The sequence below is a fragment of the Glaciihabitans sp. dw_435 genome, from assembly GCF_018449675.1.
Classification (GTDB): domain Bacteria; phylum Actinomycetota; class Actinomycetes; order Actinomycetales; family Microbacteriaceae; genus Glaciihabitans.
On sequence record NZ_JAAVUZ010000011.1, the window covers coordinates 75,332 to 96,941 of the forward strand.

20 protein-coding genes and 1 pseudogene are annotated in these 21,610 nt (G+C 65.0%); 18 read left to right on the forward strand and 3 right to left on the reverse strand.

The features are described from left to right. Position 1: 1 nt before the first annotated feature. From murC to dnaE, 10 genes are all read left to right on the forward strand, one after another. Positions 2–1,465 (forward strand): UDP-N-acetylmuramate--L-alanine ligase, encoded by a 1,464-nt coding sequence (gene murC / locus HB677_RS14030; protein WP_213816351.1) that lies wholly within the window; start codon positions 2–4, stop codon positions 1,463–1,465. Next, positions 1,462–2,607 (forward strand): FtsQ-type POTRA domain-containing protein, encoded by a 1,146-nt coding sequence (locus HB677_RS18895; protein ID WP_213816352.1) that lies wholly within the window; start codon positions 1,462–1,464, stop codon positions 2,605–2,607. The genes murC and HB677_RS18895 overlap by 4 nt, the downstream gene beginning before the upstream one ends. A 251-nt stretch (positions 2,608–2,858) precedes the next feature. After that, positions 2,859–4,037, forward strand: coding sequence for a cell division protein FtsZ (ftsZ, locus tag HB677_RS14040; protein ID WP_213816353.1), 1,179 nt, complete (start codon positions 2,859–2,861; stop codon positions 4,035–4,037). 11 nt (positions 4,038–4,048) lie between these two features. Next, complete coding sequence (locus HB677_RS14045) at positions 4,049–4,753, forward strand: YggS family pyridoxal phosphate-dependent enzyme (RefSeq protein WP_307852604.1); 705 nt, start codon at positions 4,049–4,051, stop codon at positions 4,751–4,753. 36 nt (positions 4,754–4,789) lie between these two features. After that, positions 4,790–5,272, forward strand: coding sequence for a cell division protein SepF (locus tag HB677_RS14050; RefSeq protein WP_213816354.1), 483 nt, complete (start codon positions 4,790–4,792; stop codon positions 5,270–5,272). Between the two features lie 23 nt (positions 5,273–5,295). Further along, positions 5,296–5,604: a YggT family protein gene (locus tag HB677_RS14055; RefSeq protein ID WP_213816355.1), complete on the forward strand. Its 309-nt coding sequence runs from the start codon at positions 5,296–5,298 to the stop codon at positions 5,602–5,604. Positions 5,605–5,738: 134 nt separating this feature from the next. Further along, positions 5,739–6,446: a DivIVA domain-containing protein gene (locus tag HB677_RS18565; protein WP_255546624.1), complete on the forward strand. Its 708-nt coding sequence runs from the start codon at positions 5,739–5,741 to the stop codon at positions 6,444–6,446. Next, complete coding sequence (gene lspA, locus HB677_RS14070; protein WP_218624708.1) at positions 6,433–7,116, forward strand: signal peptidase II; 684 nt, start codon at positions 6,433–6,435, stop codon at positions 7,114–7,116. The genes HB677_RS18565 and lspA overlap by 14 nt, the downstream gene beginning before the upstream one ends. Next, entirely contained in the window at positions 7,116–8,036 is a 921-nt protein-coding gene (locus HB677_RS14075; RefSeq protein WP_213816357.1) for an RluA family pseudouridine synthase, read from the forward strand. The genes lspA and HB677_RS14075 overlap by 1 nt, the downstream gene beginning before the upstream one ends. 33 nt (positions 8,037–8,069) lie before the next feature. Next, entirely contained in the window at positions 8,070–11,618 is a 3,549-nt protein-coding gene (gene dnaE, locus HB677_RS14080; RefSeq protein ID WP_213816358.1) for a DNA polymerase III subunit alpha, read from the forward strand. 95 nt (positions 11,619–11,713) lie between these two features. On the opposite strand, the gene HB677_RS14085 is transcribed toward dnaE, so the two are convergent. After that, positions 11,714–12,241 carry a flavin reductase family protein gene (locus HB677_RS14085; RefSeq protein ID WP_213816359.1) on the reverse strand — a complete coding sequence of 176 codons (528 nt, stop codon included), beginning with the start codon at positions 12,239–12,241 and terminating at the stop codon, positions 11,714–11,716. A 67-nt stretch (positions 12,242–12,308) separates the two neighbouring features. Between HB677_RS14085 and hisD the strand changes: the two genes are divergently transcribed. From hisD to HB677_RS14100, 3 genes are all read left to right on the forward strand, one after another. Next, positions 12,309–13,616 carry a histidinol dehydrogenase gene (hisD, locus tag HB677_RS14090; protein ID WP_213816360.1) on the forward strand — a complete coding sequence of 436 codons (1,308 nt, stop codon included), beginning with the start codon at positions 12,309–12,311 and terminating at the stop codon, positions 13,614–13,616. A gap of 30 nt (positions 13,617–13,646) precedes the next feature. Continuing rightward, positions 13,647–14,111 carry a transcriptional regulator NrdR gene (gene nrdR / locus HB677_RS14095; protein ID WP_213816361.1) on the forward strand — a complete coding sequence of 155 codons (465 nt, stop codon included), beginning with the start codon at positions 13,647–13,649 and terminating at the stop codon, positions 14,109–14,111. A 107-nt stretch (positions 14,112–14,218) separates the two neighbouring features. Then, positions 14,219–15,244, forward strand: a complete 1,026-nt coding sequence (locus tag HB677_RS14100) for a quinone-dependent dihydroorotate dehydrogenase (protein ID WP_213816362.1) — start codon at positions 14,219–14,221, stop codon at positions 15,242–15,244. A gap of 137 nt (positions 15,245–15,381) precedes the next feature. Here the strand turns inward: HB677_RS14100 and HB677_RS14105 are convergent, their stop codons facing one another. Further along, positions 15,382–15,957 (reverse strand): DUF3043 domain-containing protein, encoded by a 576-nt coding sequence (locus tag HB677_RS14105; protein WP_213816363.1) that lies wholly within the window; start codon positions 15,955–15,957, stop codon positions 15,382–15,384. Positions 15,958–15,996: 39 nt separating this feature from the next. Between HB677_RS14105 and HB677_RS14110 the strand changes: the two genes are divergently transcribed. From HB677_RS14110 to HB677_RS14130, 5 genes are all read left to right on the forward strand, one after another. After that, entirely contained in the window at positions 15,997–17,418 is a 1,422-nt protein-coding gene (locus HB677_RS14110; protein WP_213816364.1) for a dipeptidase, read from the forward strand. A 36-nt stretch (positions 17,419–17,454) separates the two neighbouring features. After that, a complete protein-coding gene (locus tag HB677_RS14115) occupies positions 17,455–17,811 on the forward strand; it encodes an iron-sulfur cluster assembly accessory protein (RefSeq protein WP_213816365.1) in 357 nt (118 codons plus the stop codon). A 190-nt stretch (positions 17,812–18,001) separates the two neighbouring features. Further along, positions 18,002–18,877: a cytochrome c oxidase subunit II gene (gene coxB, locus HB677_RS14120; RefSeq protein ID WP_213816377.1), complete on the forward strand. Its 876-nt coding sequence runs from the start codon at positions 18,002–18,004 to the stop codon at positions 18,875–18,877. Further along, on the forward strand, positions 18,874–20,607 hold the full coding sequence (gene ctaD, locus HB677_RS14125; protein ID WP_213816366.1) for a cytochrome c oxidase subunit I: 1,734 nt from the start codon (positions 18,874–18,876) through the stop codon (positions 20,605–20,607). The genes coxB and ctaD overlap by 4 nt, the downstream gene beginning before the upstream one ends. Positions 20,608–20,610: 3 nt before the next feature. Then, complete coding sequence (locus HB677_RS14130) at positions 20,611–21,027, forward strand: cytochrome c oxidase subunit 4 (RefSeq protein ID WP_213816367.1); 417 nt, start codon at positions 20,611–20,613, stop codon at positions 21,025–21,027. A 123-nt stretch (positions 21,028–21,150) separates the two neighbouring features. Here the strand turns inward: HB677_RS14130 and HB677_RS14135 are convergent. Then, positions 21,151–21,610 (reverse strand): annotated as a pseudogene (locus HB677_RS14135) (hypothetical protein); the annotation flags it as partial.

Here is a 21,610-nt window from a genome sequence, read left to right on the forward strand (position 1 = left end):
GATGATCAAACCTGACTTCTCCCAGGAGCTCCCCGCCGAGCTCGGTTCCCTTCACTTCGTCGGCATCGGCGGCTCCGGAATGAGTGGCATCGCCCGCCTGTTCCTCGCGGCAGGCCACACCGTCAGCGGCTCCGACCGCTCCGAGAACCACAACACGGAGGCCCTCCGCGAACTCGGTGCCACCATCACCATCGGCCACGACGCCGCGAACCTCGGCGACGCCGACACGCTCGTCTTCACGGGAGCGCTCTGGCCCGACAATCCGGAGTACCTCCTCGCGGTCGAGCGAGGCATCCCGACCCTCCATCGTTCGCAGGCCCTTGCCTGGTTGATCAACAAGCAGCGTCTCATTGCCGTCGCCGGTGCCCACGGCAAGACCACCTCAACGGGCATGATCGTGACCGCGCTGCTGGCGCTTGGTGCCGACCCGAGTTTCGTCAACGGTGGCGTCATCCAGTCACTCGGGGTCAGTGCCGCGCACGGCAGCGGCGAACTCTTCGTCGTCGAGGCGGACGAGTCGGATGGCTCGTTCCTGCTGTATGACACGGCAGTCGCCCTCATCACCAACGTCGACGCCGACCACCTCGACCACTATGGATCGCACGAGGCGTTCGACCAGGCCTTCGTCGACTTCGCCGGCGCGGCCTCGGAACTCGTCGTCGCCTCGAGCGACGACCCCGGCGCCGTGCGGGTCACCCGCGCCCTGCAGGCCGGCGGTTCGCTGGACGGCAAGAGACTCATCACCTTCGGCGAGCACGAGAGTTCGCAGGTGCGCATGCATTCCGTGGTGGCGTCCGGACCCGTGTCGTTCGTCATCAGCTATGACAATGTCGACTACCCGGCGCAGCTGCGCATCCCGGGTCGCCACAACGCCCTCAACGCGACGGGTGCGTTTGCCGTGCTCGTCGGGCTGGGCTTCGACCCGTCCGCGATCCTCGCGGGCATCGAGGAATTCGGCGGCACCGAGCGTCGCTTCGAGCTGCACGGCACCGTGCGCGGCGTGCGCGTCTACGACGACTACGCGCATCACCCGACCGAGGTCGCGGCCGCACTGTCAGCAGCCCGCACTGTTGTCGGCTCCGGCCGCATCATCGCGGTGCATCAGCCCCACCTCTACAGCCGCACGCAGATGATGGCCGGGGACTTCGCCCACACCTACGAGTCGCTCGCCGACCAGACGGTGGTGCTCGACGTGTACGGCGCCCGCGAAGACCCGATCCCCGGCGTCACCGGCGCGCTCGTGTCCGAGCGTTTCGATGACCCGTCCCGCGTATCCTACCTGCCCGACTGGCAGGAGGCCGCCGACTACGCAGCCTCCATCGCCCGCGACGGCGACATCATCATGACTCTCAGCTGTGGCGACGTGTACCGCATTGTTCCGCAGCTTCTCGCTGCCCTGTCGTCGACGGACGAGAGCACCGTGACCGTGTCGACCCTGACCGCGAACGCCGCAGCAGCCGAGTGAAGAGGCCAGAGGGGTTTGACGAGCCGCCGGCGGAACCCGCCGCGCGGAAACCCCGTCCACCCCGGGAGCGCGCGCCGAAGGCCGAGCCACCCGTAGCGCGTCCGGCAAACCCTGCCGGTTCTCCTGCCACGCCGCGGGCGAAGGCCACCACGCCCTCTGCCGCCCGGCCGTCGTTCCCCTCTGCTGCCGCACCGCGTCCCACTGCTAACGCACCGCGAATTCCATCGGCCACCCCCGCGACGTCTACCTCCGCCACGTCCACCGCGCCCGCGGAATCGGCGTCGTCCGCGCCGGCCGACGCCGAGGGTGACTCCACCCGGCCGTCCCGCCGCACGCGGTTCACGTCGGCCGTCGGCGATGCGCGCCGCGCCCTTCGCGCAGCGTCGCGTCAGCGCAAGCGCTACGAGCAGAGCGAGGTGCGCAAGTTCACCCGCCGCAGCCGTCGCCGTCGCGCGATCTGGACGACCGTGATCGCCCTCGTCGTCGTGATGGGCGTTGTGCTCGCCGTCGCCGTGTACTCCCCGCTCCTCGCGCTGCGGCACATTCAGATCACCGGCACGGACACCATGGCAAGCGGCGACGTCAATTCCGCCGTAGACGATCAACTGGGCACCCCGCTCGCGCTGCTTGATTTCGACAAGATCAAGTCGGAGCTCGCCCAGTTTCCGCTCATTCGCAGCTATGTGACTGAAACTGTGCCTCCGGACACGCTGATCATCCACGTCGTCGAACGTGAACCCATCGGGCTCATCGTGCGGGGCACCACCTACGACGAGATCGATGCCGCCGGAGTCGTGCTGTTGTCGACGACGACCAAGCCAAAGAAGCTGCCGATCATCGCCGCAACCGGCGGAACAAAGTCGGCTGCGTTCACCTCGGCGATTGACGTGCTGCTGGCCATGCCCGCCTCCGTGCTGACCAAAGTCACCACCATCACGGCGACCACCCCCGATGACGTCCGGCTGAAGCTCACCGGCAACACCACCGATGTGGTGTGGGGCAGTTCCAAGGATTCGGAGCTGAAGGCCAAGGGGCTTGCGGCCATGCTCAAGCTCGCGAAGTGCAAGACGCAGCAGGAGATTAACGTCTCGGCGCCCCACAGCCTGGTCTGTGGTCCCGCCCGCGAGACCGCCAAGAGCTAATTCCGGCAATCCCCGGGTCGGACGGGAATGTGGAGCGTGCGGGGTGGCGGTCGGGTCTGATGGCAGCGACTCGGGCCGCCGGGATCCGTCCGGGCGTGTGCCGCGGCCGATCCCGCAAAAATCTTTCGCAACACGCGGGGGAGCTTGCGTGGCTTGCGGGCGCCGCAGACCTACCTTCAAATCAGGAAATGCATACTGAGCATAACTTTAATCTTCAACTTGAGGTTGAGAGTTTCCAGCGGAGGCCGAAAGTGACATCGAACCAGAACTACCTCGCCGTAATCAAGGTGGTCGGCATTGGCGGAGGCGGCGTCAACGCCGTCAACCGCATGATCGAGCTCGGCCTGCGCGGGGTCGAGTTCATTGCCATCAACACCGACGCGCAAGCGCTGCTGATGAGCGACGCCGACGTCAAGCTTGACGTCGGTCGCGAGATCACCCGCGGCCTCGGCGCCGGCGCCGACCCCGAGGTTGGCCGTCGCGCCGCCGAGGACCACGCGGAGGAGATCGAGGAAGCGCTCGCTGGCGCCGACATGGTCTTCGTTACCGCCGGTGAGGGTGGCGGAACCGGAACCGGTGGCGCTCCCGTCGTCGCCCGGATCGCCAAGTCCATCGGTGCACTGACCATCGGTGTTGTGACCAAGCCCTTCGGCTTCGAGGGAAAGCGTCGCGCAGAGCAGGCCGAGACCGGTGTCGCAGCCCTCAAGAACGAGGTCGACACCCTCATCGTTGTGCCCAATGACCGCCTGCTGGAAATCAGCGACCGTGGCATCTCGATGCTCGAGGCGTTTACCACCGCGGACCAGGTGCTCCTCGCCGGTGTGCAGGGAATCACCGATCTCATCACCACCCCCGGTCTCATCAACCTCGACTTCGCCGACGTCAAGTCGGTCATGCAGGGCGCCGGATCGGCCCTCATGGGTATCGGTTCCTCCCGCGGAGCTGACCGCGCCATCAAGGCCGCGGAACTCGCGGTTGCCAGCCCGCTTCTCGAGGCCAGCATCGACGGTGCGCACGGTGTGCTCATCTCGATCCAGGGCGGGTCGAACCTCGGAATCTTCGAGATCAACGACGCCGCCCGTCTCATCCAGGAGGCCGTGCACCCCGAGGCCAACATCATCTTCGGTGCCGTCATCGACGACACCCTCGGTGACGAGGTTCGCGTCACGGTCATTGCTGCCGGATTCGACGGGGGAGATCCCGTCAAGGTGCTCGAGCCGCGCCGTGCGACGTTCGTCGGCTCCGAAGAGGGCGCACCGGTCATCGCGCCGGCCGCTCCGGTTCCGTCTCCCGTCGCGCCCGAGCAGTCGGTGCCGCAGCACGCAGCAACCTGGTCGGCCGAGCCCGACATGCCGGCAACCCAGCCCATCGACCGCGCGTTTCTCGACGATGGCGACGACGAGCTGGACGTTCCCGACTTCCTGAAGTAAGCGCAGCACAGGTGACGTTCGCCGCGGATCCGCTTCCGCCCCAGCCGCCCACGGTCGCCGACAGGCTCGCCGAGGTGCGCTTGGGAGTAGCGGATGCCGCGGCGCGCGCCGTGCGGAGCGCCGACGACATCACCACCATCGTCGTCACCAAGTTTCATCCCGCCTCGCTGGTGCGGGAACTCCATGCCCTCGGCGTGCGTGACTTCGGCGAGAGCCGGCACCAGGAGGCGTCGGTCAAGGCCGCCGATCTCGCCGACCTCGACCCGACCTGGCACTTCGTCGGCCAGCTGCAGAGCAAAAAGGCCCGTGCCGTGCGCGAGTACGCGCGGGTTCTGCACTCGGTCGACCGGGAGTCCCTCGTGGACGCTCTCGCCTCGGAGAAGGACCTCGTCGACGTGTTCATCCAGCTGAACCTGACGGATGACCCGGCGCGGGGAGGCGTCGCCCCGGACGCCCTCGAGTCGTTCGCGGACCGTGTGCTCGGGACATCCGGTGTCCGCCTGCGGGGCCTGATGGCGGTTGCACCCCTCGGTGCCGAACCCCGCGCGGCCTTTGCCGACGTTCGTCGGGCATCGGAGCGGCTGCGCACGCTGGCCCCGGATGCGGTCGCGCTGTCGATGGGGATGTCGGCGGACTACGCCGATGCGATTCTCGAGGGCGCGACACACCTGCGAATTGGTACCGCAATCACGGGAAATCGTCCGAACCCCGGTTAATCTCGGAGACAGGAATTCTTTCGATGGAGGCAACAAATGGCTAACCCGCTGCGCAAGACCATGGTTTACCTGGGACTCGCGGACGAGGAACTCGAGTACGACGAAGCAGCCCCGGTGGCTCCCGTCGCACCCGTGGCCCACGCCGTGCCCTCGACGTCGACGGGCAACCGTGCACCGGTCACCCCACTGCGACGTACCCCCACACCACGAGCTACCACTACAGGGCCTGCTGACATGAATGAGATTCTCACCGTCCACCCGCGCCAGTACAAGGATGCACAGGTCATCGCGGAGAGCTTCCGCGAGGGCATTCCTGTCATCATCAACCTGACGCAGATGAGCGAGCCGGACGCGCGCCGTCTCATCGACTTTGCGAGCGGACTCTCGCAGGGCCTCTACGGCAAGATCGAGCGCGTGACCAACAAGGTCTTCCTGCTGTCGCCGGCACACGTTGCCGTCAGCGGAGAGCAGGCCGAGGTCGACTCCGACGTCGAGGCCTCGTTCTTCGCTCAGCAGTAGCTCACTAAGCCGCAATCGCCGCAGTGATCATCATTTCCGTCATCCTGACGGTTGTCTATGTCGTGCTCGTCGTGTTCTTCATCCTGATGTGGGCGCGATTCGCGCTCGATCTGGTGAGTTCCTTCAACCGCAATTTCCGTCCGCGCGGACTGGGGCTTGTGCTGGCCGTATTTACGTTCAGCGTGACCGACCCGCCGTTGCGCTTCGTGCGTCGTTTCGTGAAGCCTGTGCGGCTGGGCGGGGCATCGCTTGACTTCGGGTGGAGCATCGTGATGCTCGTTGTCATCATCCTGATGTCTCTCGTGCCCTCCATCCAGCGCGCGCTCACCTAGCCGGAACCGGGAAGCAGTTCCATCGTTGTACGCTGGTTCATGCTGTCCACGGTTCTGTGGGCCCCAGCAAATGCTTGCTAGCGTTATCCCGACGCTAGATAAGTGCCAAAGATCGAGTTTTTGAGGAGACCGTAATGGCTTTGACTCCGGAAGATGTAGTCAACAAGCGGTTCCAGCCGACCAAGTTCCGCGAAGGCTACGACCAGGACGAGGTCGATGACTTCCTCGACGAAGTAGTCGTGGAACTGCGTCGCCTGAACCAGGAGAACGAGGAGCTGCGCCAGCGGCTCATCGCGAGCGACTCGCGCATCAGCGAGCTTTCCCGCAGCGGTGGACAGACGTCCCACGCGCAGGACAACGCCGACTCCGCCGTCGTTCCCGCTCCCGTCGCCGCGGCCCCCGCCGTGGTCGAGCCCGAGCCGACCCCCGAGCCCGTAGCGGCAGCCGTGGTTCCCGCCCCGGCCCCCGCTGTCGAGGAGGAGGACGAGGCCACCTCGACCACCAACCTCCTGCAGCTCGCTCGTCGTCTGCACGAGGAGCATGTGCGTGAGGGCGTTGAAAAGCGCGACTCACTCATTGCCGAGGGCCACGCGACCGCGTCGCGCATCGTTGCCGAGGCCGAGGCCGAGCAGCGTACGACCATGGCACTGCTCGAAAAGGACCGCGCGGTTCTCGAGGGCCGCATCGAAGAGCTCCAGGTCTTCGAGCGCGAGTACCGCTCGAAGCTGAAGGCGTACATCCAGGGCCAGCTCGAGGAACTCGAAGCACCCACCGGTTCTGGCAAGAGCCTCGACGCAGTGTCGTCGCCGCCCGCGAACTTCTCGGGCTTTGCCGGCAACTAATTCCGTAACGAAGGCCAGTACGCCGGCGCTCAGCATTCGAGCGCTCGTCGTACTGGCCATCGTTGCGTTAGCGGTCTATGTAATCGACCAGGGCTCGAAGTACCTGATCATCCAGAACCTCACCGAGGGCCAGCAGGTTCCCTTCGTGGGTGAGCTCCTGCAGCTTCACTTCGTGAAGAACTCCGGAGCGGCATTCTCCCTCGGTACCGGAATGACGTGGATCTTCTCGATCGCGGCCTCCGCGGTCGCGGTGTTCATCGTGATCTTCGCCCGTCGCATCCGGTCGGCCGGCTGGGCCATCCTGTTCGGGCTGCTTTTCGGTGGCACGATCGGAAACCTCACCGATCGCCTGTTCCGTGAGCCAAGCTTCGGCCAGGGCCACGTCATTGACTTCCTGCAGGTGGCAGGATTCCCCGCCATCTTCAACATCGCGGATTCCGCGATCGTGGCGAGCATGGGCCTGTTCATCATCCTGACCCTTCGCGGGGTGGGGCTGGACGGTCGTCGCACTGTCGCGGCAAAGAAGGTCAGCACCGCGGAGGCCTCCGTGGGAGAGCCCCTGACGGGCGACACCCGCGTGGTGACGGCGGATGAGGCATCCACTTCTCCTGTCTCGGACACCACCGACGGAACCGGATCGACCGCCGCCGGCAGCAACGAGCCCCGCTAATGGACACCCGCAGTCTTCCCGTTCCGGACGGACTCGCCGGCGAACGCGTCGACAGTGGCCTCGCCAAGCTTCTCGGCTTTTCGCGGAGCTTCGCCGCCGAGGTCGCCGAGGCCGGGGGAGTGAGTGTCGACGGCGCAGTCCTCGGAAAGTCGGACCGGCTCACGGCCGGCGGCTGGCTCGAAGTCACCTGGACTCCGCGCCAGGAACCGACGATCGTCCCCGTCATCGTGCCCGAGCTGACCGTGGTGTACGCGGACGACGACATCATCGTGATCGACAAGCCGGTGGGCGTTGCCGCGCACCCGTCGGTCGGGTGGGAAGGACCCACGGTTCTCGGGGCCCTTGCAGGCGCTGGCTACCGGATTTCGACGTCCGGCGCATCCGAGCGCGCCGGCATCGTGCACCGCCTCGACGCGGGCACCAGCGGCCTCATGGTGGTTGCCGCGAGCGAGCGGGCGTACACCCACCTCAAGCGGCTGTTCCACGACCGCGAGGTCTCGAAGATTTACCACGCCGTCGTGCAGGGGCATCCCGATCCGCTGACCGGAACCATCGACGCGCCGATCGGCCGCCACCCCTCCAGCTCCTGGAAGTTCGCGGTTACCGCCGACGGCAAGTCCTCGGTGACGCACTACGAGACGCTGGAGGCATTCCGCAGCGCGTCGCTGCTGGAGGTGACCCTCGAGACCGGTCGCACGCACCAGATCCGCGTCCACATGGCAGCACAGCGGCACCCCTGTGTTGGCGACGCGATGTATGGCGCCGACCCCACGATCAGCGCGCGGCTCGGCCTCACCCGGCAGTGGCTGCACGCCAAAAAGCTCGGATTCCGTCATCCGACTTCCGGGGAAGACGTCGTGTTCGAATCGAGATACCCCACCGACCTGCAACACGCGCTGGATGTCCTCCGCGAGGTTTAGGCTAAGACTTCAAACGAGCTAGTCGGAGACGTTTTGCCCCAAAGCAATGATTCGTTCGTGCACCTGCACGTGCACAGTGAGTACTCGATGCTGGATGGCGCTGCCCGCGTCACACCCCTCATGAAGGCCGCGGCCGAAGAGGGAATGCCAGCCATCGCCATCACCGACCATGGCAACATGTTCGGTGCCTACGACTTCTGGAAACAGGCGACGGCGGCCGGGGTCAAACCCATTATCGGCACCGAGGCGTACATCACGCCGGGCACTGCGCGCCAGGATCGCACCCGCGTGCGCTGGGGTGGCCAGCACCAGAACCAGGACGACGTCGGCGGTTCAGGTTCCTACACCCACATGACTCTCCTGTCGGAGAACAACGAGGGTATGCACAACCTGTTCCGGTTGTCGTCGCTCGCCTCCATCGAGGGCTTCTACTTCAAACCGCGCATGGACCGCGAACTGCTCAGCCAGTACGGCAAGGGCATTATCGCGACCACCGGATGCGTCGGTGGTGAGGTCCAGACCCGTCTGCGGCTCGGCCAGTACGAGGAGGCCCGTCAGGCCGCCGCCGACTTCCGCGACATCTTCGGCGAGGGCAACTTCTTCGCCGAGATCATGGACCACGGCATCGACATCGAGAAGCGCACGATGGAAGACCTCCTGCGCCTGGCAAAAGACCTGAACCTGCCTCTCGTGGCCACCAACGACCTGCATTACACGCACGCCCACGACTCCACCGCGCACGCCGCCCTGCTCTGTGTGCAGTCGGCGTCGACACTGGATGACCCGAACCGCTTCAAGTTCGATTCCGACGAGTTTTACCTCAAGTCCGCAGCCCAGATGCGTCACCTCTTCCGTGACTACCCCGAAGCCTGCGACAACACGCTGCTGATCGCCGAGCGGTGCGAGGTCAACTTCGAGCACCGCGACCTGATGCCGCGCTTCCCCGTTCCCGAGGGAGAGGATGAAGCGAGCTGGTTCGAAAAGGAGGTCGCGGCGGGCATGATGCGCCGCTTCCACAACAACCCGTCCGAGGCCCACCTCGCGCAGGCCAAGTACGAGGTCGACGTCATCAAGCAGATGGGCTTCCCCGGGTACTTCCTCGTGGTGGCCGACTTCATCACCTGGGCCAAGAGCCAGGGCATTCGCGTCGGTCCTGGTCGTGGCTCCGCCGCGGGATCCATGGCCTCCTACGCCATGGGCATCACCGAGCTCGACCCGCTGGCGCACGGACTGATCTTCGAGCGATTCCTCAACCCCGAGCGCGTCTCCATGCCCGACGTCGACGTCGACTTCGACGATCGCCGCCGCCCCGAGGTCATCCGCTACGTCACCGACAAGTACGGCGATGACCGCGTTGCCCAGATCGTCACCTACGGAACGATCAAGGCAAAGCAGGCGTTGAAGGACAGCTCGCGCGTGCTCGGAATGCCGTACTCGGTGGGCGAGCGCCTGACGAAGGCCATGCCGCCCGGAATCATGGGCAAGGACATCTCGCTCGGCGACATCATGGACAAGGATGCGCCGCGCTGGAAAGAAGCCGCGGACTTCCGCGCCATCCTCGAGGTCGACCAGGAGGCCCAGAAGGTCTTCGACACCGCCGTCGGCATCGAGAACCTGAAGCGCCAGTGGGGAGTGCACGCCGCCGGCGTCATCCTGTCGGCCGAGCCGCTGCTCGACGTGCTGCCGATCATGAAGCGCGAGGACGACGGCGCGATCATCACGCAGTTCGACCAGCCGCCGCTGGAGTCCCTTGGACTCATCAAGATGGACTTCCTGGGGCTGCGTAACCTCACCATCATCGAAGACGCGCTGCGGATGATCGAGAAGAACACGGGCAGCAAGCTCGTGATCGAAGACCTCGACCTTGACGCGGACCAGAAGACCTACGATCTGCTCGCCAACGGTGACACGCTCGGCGTGTTCCAGCTGGATGGCGGCGCGATGCGCGCGCTGCTCCGGCAACTGAAGCCCACAAACTTCGAAGACATTTCCGCGGTGATCGCCCTGTACCGCCCGGGCCCCATGGGAATGAACTCGCACACCAACTACGCCCTGCGTAAGAACGGCCTGCAGGCCATCGAGGCGATCCATCCGGAGCTCGAAGAGCCCCTGAAGGAGAGCCTCGGCATCACCTACGGCCTCATCGTCTACCAGGAGCAGGTGATGTCGGTCGCCCAGAAGGTGGCAGGCTTCACGCTCGGGCAGGCGGACGTCCTCCGCCGCGCCATGGGTAAGAAGAAGAAGTCCGAGCTGGACAAGCAGTACGAGGGCTTCGAGGGCGGCATGCTCGCCAACGGCTACAGCGCCCAGGCGGTCAAGGTCCTTTGGGACACCCTGATGCCGTTCGCCGACTACGCCTTCAACAAGGCGCACAGCGCCGGCTACGGCGTGCTGAGCTACTGGACCGCGTACCTCAAGGCGAATCATCCGGCCGAGTACATGGCAGCGCTGCTGACCAGCGTCGGCGACTCCAAGGACAAGCTCGGGATGTACCTCAACGAGTGCCGCCGCATGGGCATCAAGGTGCTCGCTCCGGACGTCAACGAGTCCTTCGTCGACTTCACCGCTGTGCCGTACGCCGGGGATAACCCGAACGGGATCGGCGACATCCGCTTCGGACTGGGGGCCGTGCGCAACGTCGGCGCCAACGTCGTCGAGGGGATCCGTCTCGCCCGCGAGGAAAAGGGCCGGTTCGACTCGTTCCACGACTTCCTCGCAAAGGTGCCGATCCCGGTGTCGAACAAGCGCACCGTCGAGTCCCTCATCAAGGCCGGAGCGTTCGACTCACTCGGCGCCACCCGCAGGTCTCTTCTCGAGATTCACGAGGACGCGGTCGAGGGCGCCGTCGCCATCAAGCGCACCGAGGCCACCGGTCAGGCCGGCTTCGACTTCGACAGCCTGTTCGACGAGCCGCAGGAGCAGCAGAAGGTTCCCGACCGCCCCGAGTGGTCGAAGAAGGACAAGCTCGCGTTCGAGCGCGAGATGCTCGGCCTCTACGTGTCCGACCACCCGCTGGCCGGCCTCGAGGCGGAACTGGCGAAACACGCGTCCTACAGCATCACCGACCTGCTCGGGGGCGAGTCCGCGAGCGACGGCGAGACGGTCTCGGTCGCCGGTCTGATCACGAGCGTGCAGCACCGGGTCGCCCGCCAGTCGGGCAACCAGTACGGGATGATCGTGGTCGAGGACTTCGGCGCCGAAATCACCGTCATGTTCATGGGCAAGACGTACCAGGAGTTCGGTCCGGCGCTGGCCAACGACTCCATCGTCGTGGTCAAGGGGCGCGTGAGCGTCCGCGACGACGGAATGAACCTCCATGCCGTGAGCATGTTCACCCCCGACACCGGCGCGGGCTTCGGAACCGGGCCGCTCGTGATCCAGATGCCCGAGTACCGCGCGACGACGGATGTCATCAGCAACCTGTACGACGTGCTGATCCGCCACCGCGGAAAGAGCGAAATGCGGCTGAAGCTCATCAAGGGCGACACCGCGCGCGTCTTCGAGATCCCGTATCCGGTCACCATTTCGGCGGACCTGTACGGAGAGCTCAAGACGCTGCTCGGCCCGAATTGCCTCGCCTAGCGGGATAACTCCGTTTCGGAACCACCCGGGAAAGCGGATGACCCGGGCCGCGTGTAATCACGCCGCCCGGGTCATCCGCTTTCCTGCCTGACCGCCTACGCGTCGATCGCGCCCGGCTTCATATAGCTGCGCTCGTGGTACAGCAGTGCCTCGTCCTCGGGACCGAGGGCGCCGGTCTCGATCTGGACGACGATGACGGCGTTGTTGTGCACCGGGTGCACCTCGAGAACGGTGCCGACCATCCAGGCGGTGACGTCGCTGAGGATGGGGAGTCCGTGGGGACCGGGGGTCCAATGGTCGCCGGCGAACCGCACGTCGTGGTCTGCGGCGAGCTTCTCGGCGATGTGACGGCTGCGCGGGCCGAGCATGTGGATCGCGACGTGGTTGCCCACGGTCATCGCGGGATACGCGCTCGCGACCTGTGACATGTTGAACGTCGCCATGGGCGGCACCGCGGCGAGGGAGGCGAGCGACGTTGCGGTGAATCCGACGGGTTTGCCCTGCGGATCCAGTGACGTCACGGCCGCGACACCCGCGGCATGACGGCGGAACGCCTGCTTGAAGGCATCGAGATCGTCGACGGCGAGGGGTTCTTCACCCGTGGGACCCGTTATCTGGTTCATCATTCTCAATCAAGGCGGGGAGAAGGGGAACTATTCCGGCCGACGTAGCACTTAGCATTGTCAGGCCATGATGCAGACGATCGATCTCCGAGACCTCCAGCCTAGCCGCGCAGAACTTGCCCGCCTTGTGCCCCGCGCCGTCACCGATGTCTCCGTGGCATCCGCCGTGTCGGCCGACCTCATCCGGGAGGTGCGCGAACGCGGCGAAGACGCCCTCTACGACCAGGCGGAGCGCCTCGACGGCGTGCGTCCGAAGCACATTCGCGTGCATTCCGACGAGATCGCCCGGGCGATGGCCGCCCTCGATCCCCTCGTGCGGGAGGCCCTCGAGGAGGCGATCGCGCGCGTCAAGGTCGCTTCCGCGGCGCAGCTTCCCATCGGGACCGTCAGCACGATCGCCCCGGGTGCCGAAATCATCCAGCGCTGGCAGCCGATCGCCCGTGTGGGCCTCTACGTCCCCGGCGGCAAAGCGGTGTACCCGTCGAGCGTCGTCATGAACGTAGTTCCGGCGCAGGTCGCCGGAGTAGCCTCCATCGCCGTGGCATCCCCGCCCCAGAAGGAGTTCGGTGGCGCCGTTCACCCCACAATCCTCGGGGCTGCGGGTCTCCTCGGTATCGACGAGGTCTACGCAATGGGTGGTGCCGGCGCGATCGGTGCCTTCGCCTACGGTGTCGATGGCATGAGCCTCGACCCCGTGCAGCTCATCACCGGCCCGGGAAACGTTTACGTCGCCGCGGCGAAGCGCCTCGTGCGCGGGGTGACAGGAATCGACTCCGAGGCGGGCCCCACAGAAATTCTGGTGATAGCGGATGACACGGCCGACGCGCGCCTCGTTGCCGCCGACCTCATCAGCCAGGCCGAGCACGACGAGCTGGCCGCTGCGGTGCTGGTGACCACCTCCGAACGGCTGGCTGCCGAGGTGGACGCCGAGCTCACCCGTGTGTCCAGCACCACGCGCCACGGCGACCGGGTGCGAGAGGCCCTGCGGGGACAGCAGTCCGCCCTGGTGCTCGTGAGCGACCTGACCGCAGCCGCGGCCTTCAGCAACGCTTACGGTCCCGAGCACCTCGAGATCCAGACGGCGGAGCCGGGCGCCGTGCTCGACCTCATCGAGAGCGCCGGTGCGATCTTCCTCGGGGAGAATTCGCCGGTCAGTCTCGGTGACTACCTCGCCGGATCCAACCACGTGCTTCCGACCGGCGGACAGTCCCGGTTCGCGTCGGGCCTCGGCGCCTACACGTTCCTGCGCCCGCAGCAGGTCATCCGCTACAGCCGCGATGCCCTGCGGGACGTCGAGGAACGGCTCGTTGCCCTCTCCCGCGCCGAAGACCTTCCGGCGCACGGCGAGGCCGTCACCGCGCGCTTCCCCGCATAGTCCGAGCAGAACGGGTATTCTTCAAGCACCATGTATTGCCCGTTCTGCCGCCACCCCGATAGTCGTGTCATCGACTCCCGCACGAGCGACGACGGAATGTCCATCCGCCGCCGGCGCCAGTGCCCCGAGTGCGGTCGCCGCTTCAGCACGACCGAGACCGCCAGCCTCACCGTCATCAAGCGCAACGGCGTCGTCGAGCTGTTCAGTCGCGAGAAGATCGTCGCCGGTGTGCGCAAGGCGTGCCAGGGCCGCCCCGTCACGGACACCGATCTTGCGATCCTCGCGCAGAAGGTCGAAGAGGCAATCCGGGCGACCGGTGCATCGCAGATCGACGCCAACGACATTGGCCTTGCGATCCTCGCGCCGCTCCGCGAACTCGACGAGGTTGCCTACCTGCGCTTCGCCAGCGTCTACCAGGCGTTCGAGTCGCTGGAGGACTTCGAGTCCGCGATCACGATCCTGCGCGTCGAGCGCGACACCGCGACCACCGAGTAGTCACCGGCACCGAGTAGTCACCCGGCGCTGTCACTCCCGGGTGCGGGCGCCCGTGGTCCCGTTCGCGGGATGGATGACCCTGCGGCCCCGGTAACCTGATTCGCAGCATGTATAAGACTCTCTTCTCCCTCGTCCTGTCGCACATGGACTCGGAACGCGCCCACCACCTCGGCTTCGTCGTTATCCGATCGCTGCCCACGTTCGGGTTCGGATCTCTCGTGCGCCGCTACACCGCGCCGGCCCCGTCGCTCGCGGTCGAGGCTCTCGGCCTGCACTTCGACTCGCCGTTCGGTGTCGCCGCGGGCTTCGACAAGGAGGGTCTCGCCATTCGCGGCCTCGGTCAGCTCGGCTTCGGCCACGTCGAGGTGGGCACCATCACCGCTGTCGCCCAGCCGGGCAACGAGAAGCCACGCCTCTTCCGCCTCATTCCCGACAGGGCCCTCATCAACCGCATGGGGTTCAACAACGGGGGAGCCGCCGAGGCCGCGCCCCGCATCGCCCGGGCCGCTGCCCGTCGTCGTCGTCCGGTCATCGGCGTCAATATCGGCAAGTCGCGCGTCGTTGATGTCGAGAACGCGATACCCGACTACCTCGAGAGCACCCGCCTGCTCGCGCCATCCGCTGATTATCTGGTTGTCAACGTCAGTTCGCCGAACACTCCGGGGCTCCGCGGACTGCAGGAACTCGACCGCCTAGAGCCCCTGCTCAGTGCGGTTCGGGATGCCTCGGGCGGCAAGCCAGTTCTCGTGAAGATCGCTCCCGACCTCACCGATGAGCAGGCCGAACGCATCGCGCATCTCGCCGTGCGGCTCGGGCTCGCCGGAATCATTGCCACCAACACGACGCTCTCCCGGGAGAACCTCGTGACCGCGCGGGCCACCGTCGAGGCCGCCGGTGCCGGGGGACTGTCCGGGGCACCCCTGGCGGCTCGCTCGCTCGAGGTGCTCCGCCTCATCCGTGCCGTCGTGCCCGCCGAGTTCTGCGTGATCTCGGTCGGGGGTGTCGAGACCGGTTTCGACGTCGCCGAGCGTCTGCGGGCCGGGGCAACCCTCGTGCAGGGCTACACCGCGTTCCTGTACCGCGGCCCGCTCTGGGCGCGCCAGATCAACAGAGAGCTTGCGCGCCTCATCTGAGAGGTGTGTATGCGCGGCGTTCCACGCGGTACGCCGCGCGACGCGGCGGCGCCGCGCGCGGATCTTGCCGCGTTACGCGGGGATCCTGCGGCGCCCCCGCGGGGGTCTTGCCGCGTTACGCGCGGATCCTGCCGCCGCTATGCGGGGAAGTTGCCGCGCTTGGTCTGCGGCTTCGGCAGGCGCATTGCGCGCAGCTGCAGTGACCGCATCGCCGCGTACCAGCGCACGCCGCTGACCACGTTGCCCTCGCCGAACTTCTCGCCCAGCTTCTTCTTGACGCGCATGCCGACGAAGAAGCAGTCGATGACCGCGAGGGCGAAGAACGTCCAGAGGGCGATGAGGCTGATCACGGAGGCGCTGGGGATGAACGTCAGCACGATGACGACGAGCATCAGGGGGATGAGCAGCTCACCCACGCTGTAGCGGGCATCGATGTAGTCGCGCACGAACCGCTTCTGCGGACCGCGGTCGCGGATCGGGAGGAATTTCTCCTCGCCGTTTGCCATGCCGATGCGGGCTCGTTCGCGCTGCGAGGCCATCGCCGTACGGGACTGGCGGCGCGCTTCAGTGCGGTCGCTGGAGACGAGGGGACGCTTACGTGCGGCTTCTTTTTCGCGGCGCGTCGGCGTCGGACGGCCCTTGCCGTTCGCAATATCCGTGGCGGAGGCGGAGCCGCTTGTTGTGTCGGTCTCGTGCGTCGGTGTCTTAGCCACTGGTCTTCCTTGCGTTGGGGTCGACTTAAGATTACCTGCATGACCGATTTGGAGCAGCCACCCATGGCGAATTCGCCTGTTTCCCAGTATCTCCCCGCCCTGACGGACGCCGTCCAGGGAGGATTGCCCACCGCGATCGCCGATCTGTCCGCCCTCGTGCGCATTCCGTCCGTATCGTGGGACGGCTTCGATCCAGCCGCGGTCGCCGCGAGTGCCGACGCGGTGAAGGCACTGTTCGACGGGCTGGGTGTATTCGATTCCGTTGAGATTGCCCGCGCTCCCATCGGAGATAGCGAGCGCCTGGGTCATCCCGCCGTCCTTGCAAGTCGAGCCGCCCGCAACGGACGCCCGACCATCCTTCTCTACGCGCACCACGACGTTCAGCCGCCCGGGTCCGACGAGGACTGGGAATCGCTCCCGTTCGAACCGACCCTTCGCGGTGACCGCCTGTATGGACGCGGAGCAGCGGATGACAAGGCCGGCGTCATGGCGCACGTTGCCGCCATCCGCGCCTTCGTTGAGACCGTGGGTGACGACTTCGACCTGGGACTTGCCGTCTTCATCGAGGGCGAGGAAGAGTTCGGCTCCCGATCGTTCACCAACTTCCTGTCGGCGCATCGCGAGAAGCTCTCCGCCGATGTCATCGTCGTTGCCGACTCCGACAACTGGGACACCGAAACGCCATCACTGACGGTCGCCCTGCGGGGAAACGTCACCTTTAAGCTCACGGTGTCGACCCTTGATCACGCTTCGCACTCCGGCATGTTCGGGGGAGCGGCCCCCGACGCGATGCTCGCGACGATCAAGCTGCTTGGCACCCTGTGGGCGGACGACGGGTCCGTCGCCGTTGCGGGGCTCACCACCAACGACACGCAGACACCGCCGTACACGGAGGAGCGTCTGCAGGAGGAAGCAGCGCTTCTCCCGGGCGTCAACTCCATCGGACACGGAGACATCCTGAGCCGACTCTGGATGCAGCCGGCGATTACCGTGACCGGCATCGATGCTCCCACCGTCCAGAACGCGTCCAACACCCTGTCTCCCTCGGTCTCGGTTCGCATCAGTTCGCGAATCGCTCCCGGACAGACGGCGGCAGACGCCTACGCGGCGATCGAGGCACACCTCACGGCGAATGCGCCGTTCGGGGCGCACATCCAGCTGTCCGACGTGGACCGCGGAAACCCCTTCCTCGTCGACACGACAGGGTGGGCGGTCGCGGACGCCAAGGCCGCGATGCACGAGGCGTGGGGTGTCGAACCCGTCGAAGCGGGAATCGGCGGATCCATCCCGTTCATCTCGGATCTCGTAGCCGAGTTCCCCGACGCGCAGATTCTGGTCACCGGTGTCGAGGACCCCGATACCCGCGCTCACAGCCCGAACGAGTCGCTTCACCTGGGAGTTTTCCGGCGCGCGATCCTCACAGAAGCCGTTTTGCTCGCAAAGCTCGAGTCGCGAGCGTAGAGTTTGCACAAGCTTTCCGTCCCAAGGAGTGACTCTATGTCTGACACCATCACCACGACCGCTGCCCATGGCGTCGGTCTCACCGACACCGCCGCGCAGAAGGTTCGTAGCCTGATGACGCAGGAAGGTCGCGACGACCTTCGACTGCGTGTCGCGGTTCAGCCCGGAGGTTGCTCCGGACTGATCTACCAGCTCTACTTCGACGAGCGCACGCTCGATGGCGACGCGACCGTTGACTTCGGTGAGGGCGTCGAGGTTGTCGTTGACAAGATGAGCGTTCCCTACCTGGACGGTGCGTCGATCGACTTCGAAGACACCATTCAGAAGCAGGGTTTCACCATCGATAACCCGAACGCATCCGGCAGCTGCGCATGTGGAGATAGCTTCCACTAAGCAGATGCACTGCTGACGTTCAGCCAGATTCCATGGTTTTTTCACGAAGAGCCGGTTCCCTTGTGGGAACCGGCTTTTTGCATATAAAACGCTCTCGGAACGCGTTTGCGGCGGGGCGGACGATCAGTGGCGCCCCGACCGCGTTATAGACTGACTAACGAAATCGTCCGTGTCATCCGAGAGGTTCCAGGTGCGCTCTAACCGCCGTCTTCGATGGGTCGCAATCCCCGTCGCGGTAGCTATCTCGATTGCTCTTGCCGGATGCACGCAGGAGGAGCTTCGCGGCTTCCTCCCGGGTACACCAGGCATCACCAATCACACCGACAGGATTGTTGGTCTCTGGACCACGTCCTGGATCGTCCTGCTCGCAGTGGGCGTCCTGACCTGGGGTCTCATCCTCTGGGCAGCGATCGTCTACCGCCGCCGTAAGGGCCAGACCGGCCTGCCGGTGCAGATGCGATACAACTTGCCGGTCGAGATCTTCTACACGATCGTTCCCCTGATCCTCGTGCTGGGCTTCTTCGCCTTCACCGCACGCGACCAGGCGGAGATCGAAACCCCCAACCCGAACCCTGACGTCAACATCGAGGTCATCGGCAAGCGCTGGGCTTGGGACTTCAACTACATCGACGCAAACGTCTACTCGGCCGGCGTTCAGGCTCAGGACCGGGCGAAGCTCAAGGATGGCGAAACCATCTCTGACACGCTGCCGACCCTGTACCTGCCGGTCAACAAGAAGGTCGACATCAAGATCGAGTCGCGGGATGTCGCGCACTCCTTCTGGGTCGTGGACTTCTTGTACAAGAAGGACATGATCCCGGGTAAGACCAACCACATGTACTTCATTCCGGAGAAGATCGGAACCTATGCCGGAAAGTGTGCAGAGCTCTGTGGTGAATACCACTCGCTCATGCTCTTCCAGGTGAAGGTCGTCTCGCAGGCTGACTATGACGCGTACATCGCGGCACAGCGTGCAGCGGGTTACGAGGGCCAACTCGGCCTCGAGTACGACCCGAACCAGAACCTGCCGGGAACCACCGGCGCCACAGAGGGAAGCGAAGGATGACGACAGTAGCATTCACGGGAACGGGCACCGACCCGATCACGGGTCAGTCAGCGTCTGTTGGCCGCAAGGGTAGTGTCCTCGTCAACTGGGTGACCTCCACCGACCACAAGACCATCGGGTACATGTACCTGATCACGTCCTTCCTGTACTTCTGCCTCGGCGGCGTGATGGCTCTTGTCATCCGCGCCCAGCTCTTCGAGCCCGGTCTTGAGATCGTCGGTACGAAGGAGCAGTACAACCAGCTCTTCACCATGCACGGCACGATCATGCTGCTGATGTTTGCGACGCCGCTGTTTGCGGGATTTGCGAACGTCTTGATGCCACTGCAAATCGGCGCACCAGACGTGGCGTTCCCACGACTGAATGCGTTTGCGTACTGGCTGTACAGCTTCGGTTCGCTGATCGCCGTCGCCGGCTTCCTCACCCCTCAGGGAGCTGCATCGTTCGGCTGGACAGCGTATGCGCCACTATCGAGTACAACATTCACACCAGGACTCGGCGGTAATCTCTGGGTAATGGGTCTGGCCCTCAGCGGATTCGGAACGATCCTCGGTGCTGTCAACTTCATCACCACGATCATCACCATGCGTGCTCCTGGTATGACGATGTTCCGCATGCCGATCTTCACCTGGAACACGATGGTCACCTCGATCCTCGTGATCATGGCGTTCCCGGTTCTCGCAGCGGCGTTCCTCGCCCTTGGTGCCGACCGAATATTCGGTGCTCACATCTACGACGCTGCCAACGGTGGCGCCATCCTGTGGCAGCACCTCTTCTGGTTCTTCGGCCACCCCGAGGTCTACATCATTGCGCTGCCGTTCTTCGGCATCGTCAGTGAGGTCTTCCCGGTCTTCAGTCGCAAGCCGATCTTCGGTTACAAGACGCTGATCTACGCAACCATCGCGATCGCCGCTCTTTCCGTCACGGTCTGGGCTCACCACATGTACGTGACAGGCTCGGTTCTGCTGCCGTTCTTCTCGCTCATGACGATGCTGATCGCGGTTCCCACCGGTGTAAAGATCTTCAACTGGATCGGCACCCTCTGGCGCGGCTCGGTTACTTTCGAGACCCCAATGATGTGGGCCATTGGCTTCCTGATCACGTTTACCTTCGGTGGACTCACCGGTGTCATCCTGGCCTCGCCGCCGCTCGACTTCCACGTCTCGGACAGCTACTTCGTTGTAGCCCACTTCCACTACGTGGTGTTCGGCACCGTCGTGTTCGCGATGTTCAGCGGGTTCTACTTCTGGTGGCCCAAGTGGACCGGAAAGATGCTGGACGAGCGTCTTGGCAAGATTCACTTCTGGCTGCTGTTCATCGGTTTCCACACCACGTTCCTCATCCAGCACTGGATCGGTGTTGCGGGTATGCCCCGTCGCTACGCGTCCTACCTGCCGGAAGACGGCGTGACCTGGATGAACCAGCTGTCCACCATTGGTGCGATGCTGCTCGGTGTTTCTATGCTTCCGTTCCTCTACAACGTCTACATCACGGCTCGCCGCGGTGCCAGGGTGACGGTGAACGACCCGTGGGGTTACGGACGCTCGCTCGAGTGGGCCACTTCGTGCCCGCCGCCGCGTCACAACTTCACGTCAATTCCCCGCATCCGTTCGGAGTCCCCGGCATTTGACCTGCACCACCCGGAGGCCGAAATGGCTTCGGGAATTGGCCCGCTGAAGGATGCCCCGGACGCGCCGGTCTACGACAAGGCCGACGGAGAGGTGAAGTAGCACGTGAACGCAACAGCTCGACTATTTTGGGTCCTGGTTGTCTTCAACCTGGTTCTGGCCGCTGTGTACAGCGTGTGGCATTGGATCGACACCGGCACCATCGAGTGGGTCGGCACCATCGGTCTTGCTTTGGTCGCGATCCTCTCGGCACTGATTGGCTTCTACGTCGGTCGTGTGCTGAAGTCGCAGCCCGCAGTCCTCGCTGAGGACCGTCTTGACGCCAACATCGACGATGGTGATGCCGAGCAGGGCTTCTTCAGCCCGTGGAGCTGGTGGCCGGTGCTGCTGGCCGGTGGCGCTGCGCTGGTGTTCCTCGGCCTGGCCGTGGGTATCTGGATCGCCATCATCGGCGGAGTACTTGGTCTCGTCTTCCTTGTGGGATGGACCTACGAGTACCACCGCGGATACTTCGGTCACTAGACACAAAATCTGTTCCACTCAACACTGGCGTGTGCTTTCGAGCACACGCCAGTTTTGTGTTGTAAGGCTGCCGCATCGCAACACAGCTGGTCCACCGACGTTGCCTAGTCGGAGATGGCGGCGTCATGGGTTCTCGTCGTCGGGGAGCTCGTACCTGTTGTGCGGGTCGTCGTCTCCGAGGAACTCGTCCTTGTCAGCTGGGACGTGGTCCTCTGTCAGATCGTCGTCGTGCGGGATGTCGAACTCGGGTGGCTCGGACGGGCGTGGCGGGTGGGGGTCCTGGGGGATTTCGTCGTCGGGCGCTCCCGGGTCGTCGACAGGCTGTTCGGGGCCCCCATCGGGCGGTGTGTCCCACCTAGGTGTCCCCGAGCCACTGTCGGGTGGTTCTGTGTCCCCATCGGGCGCTCCCGGGTCGTTGTCGGTTGGTTCTGTGTCCGCTTTGGGTGGTTGTGTGTCGCCCTGGGGTGGGGTGGGGGTGTCGGGCCAGGTGAAGGGCATGGGTTCGATGAAGCTGTCGGGTTCGGTGATGTAGCTGCGGCCGCTGGGAGAGGTCCATTCCAACCGGCCACCGCCGAGGTGCCGG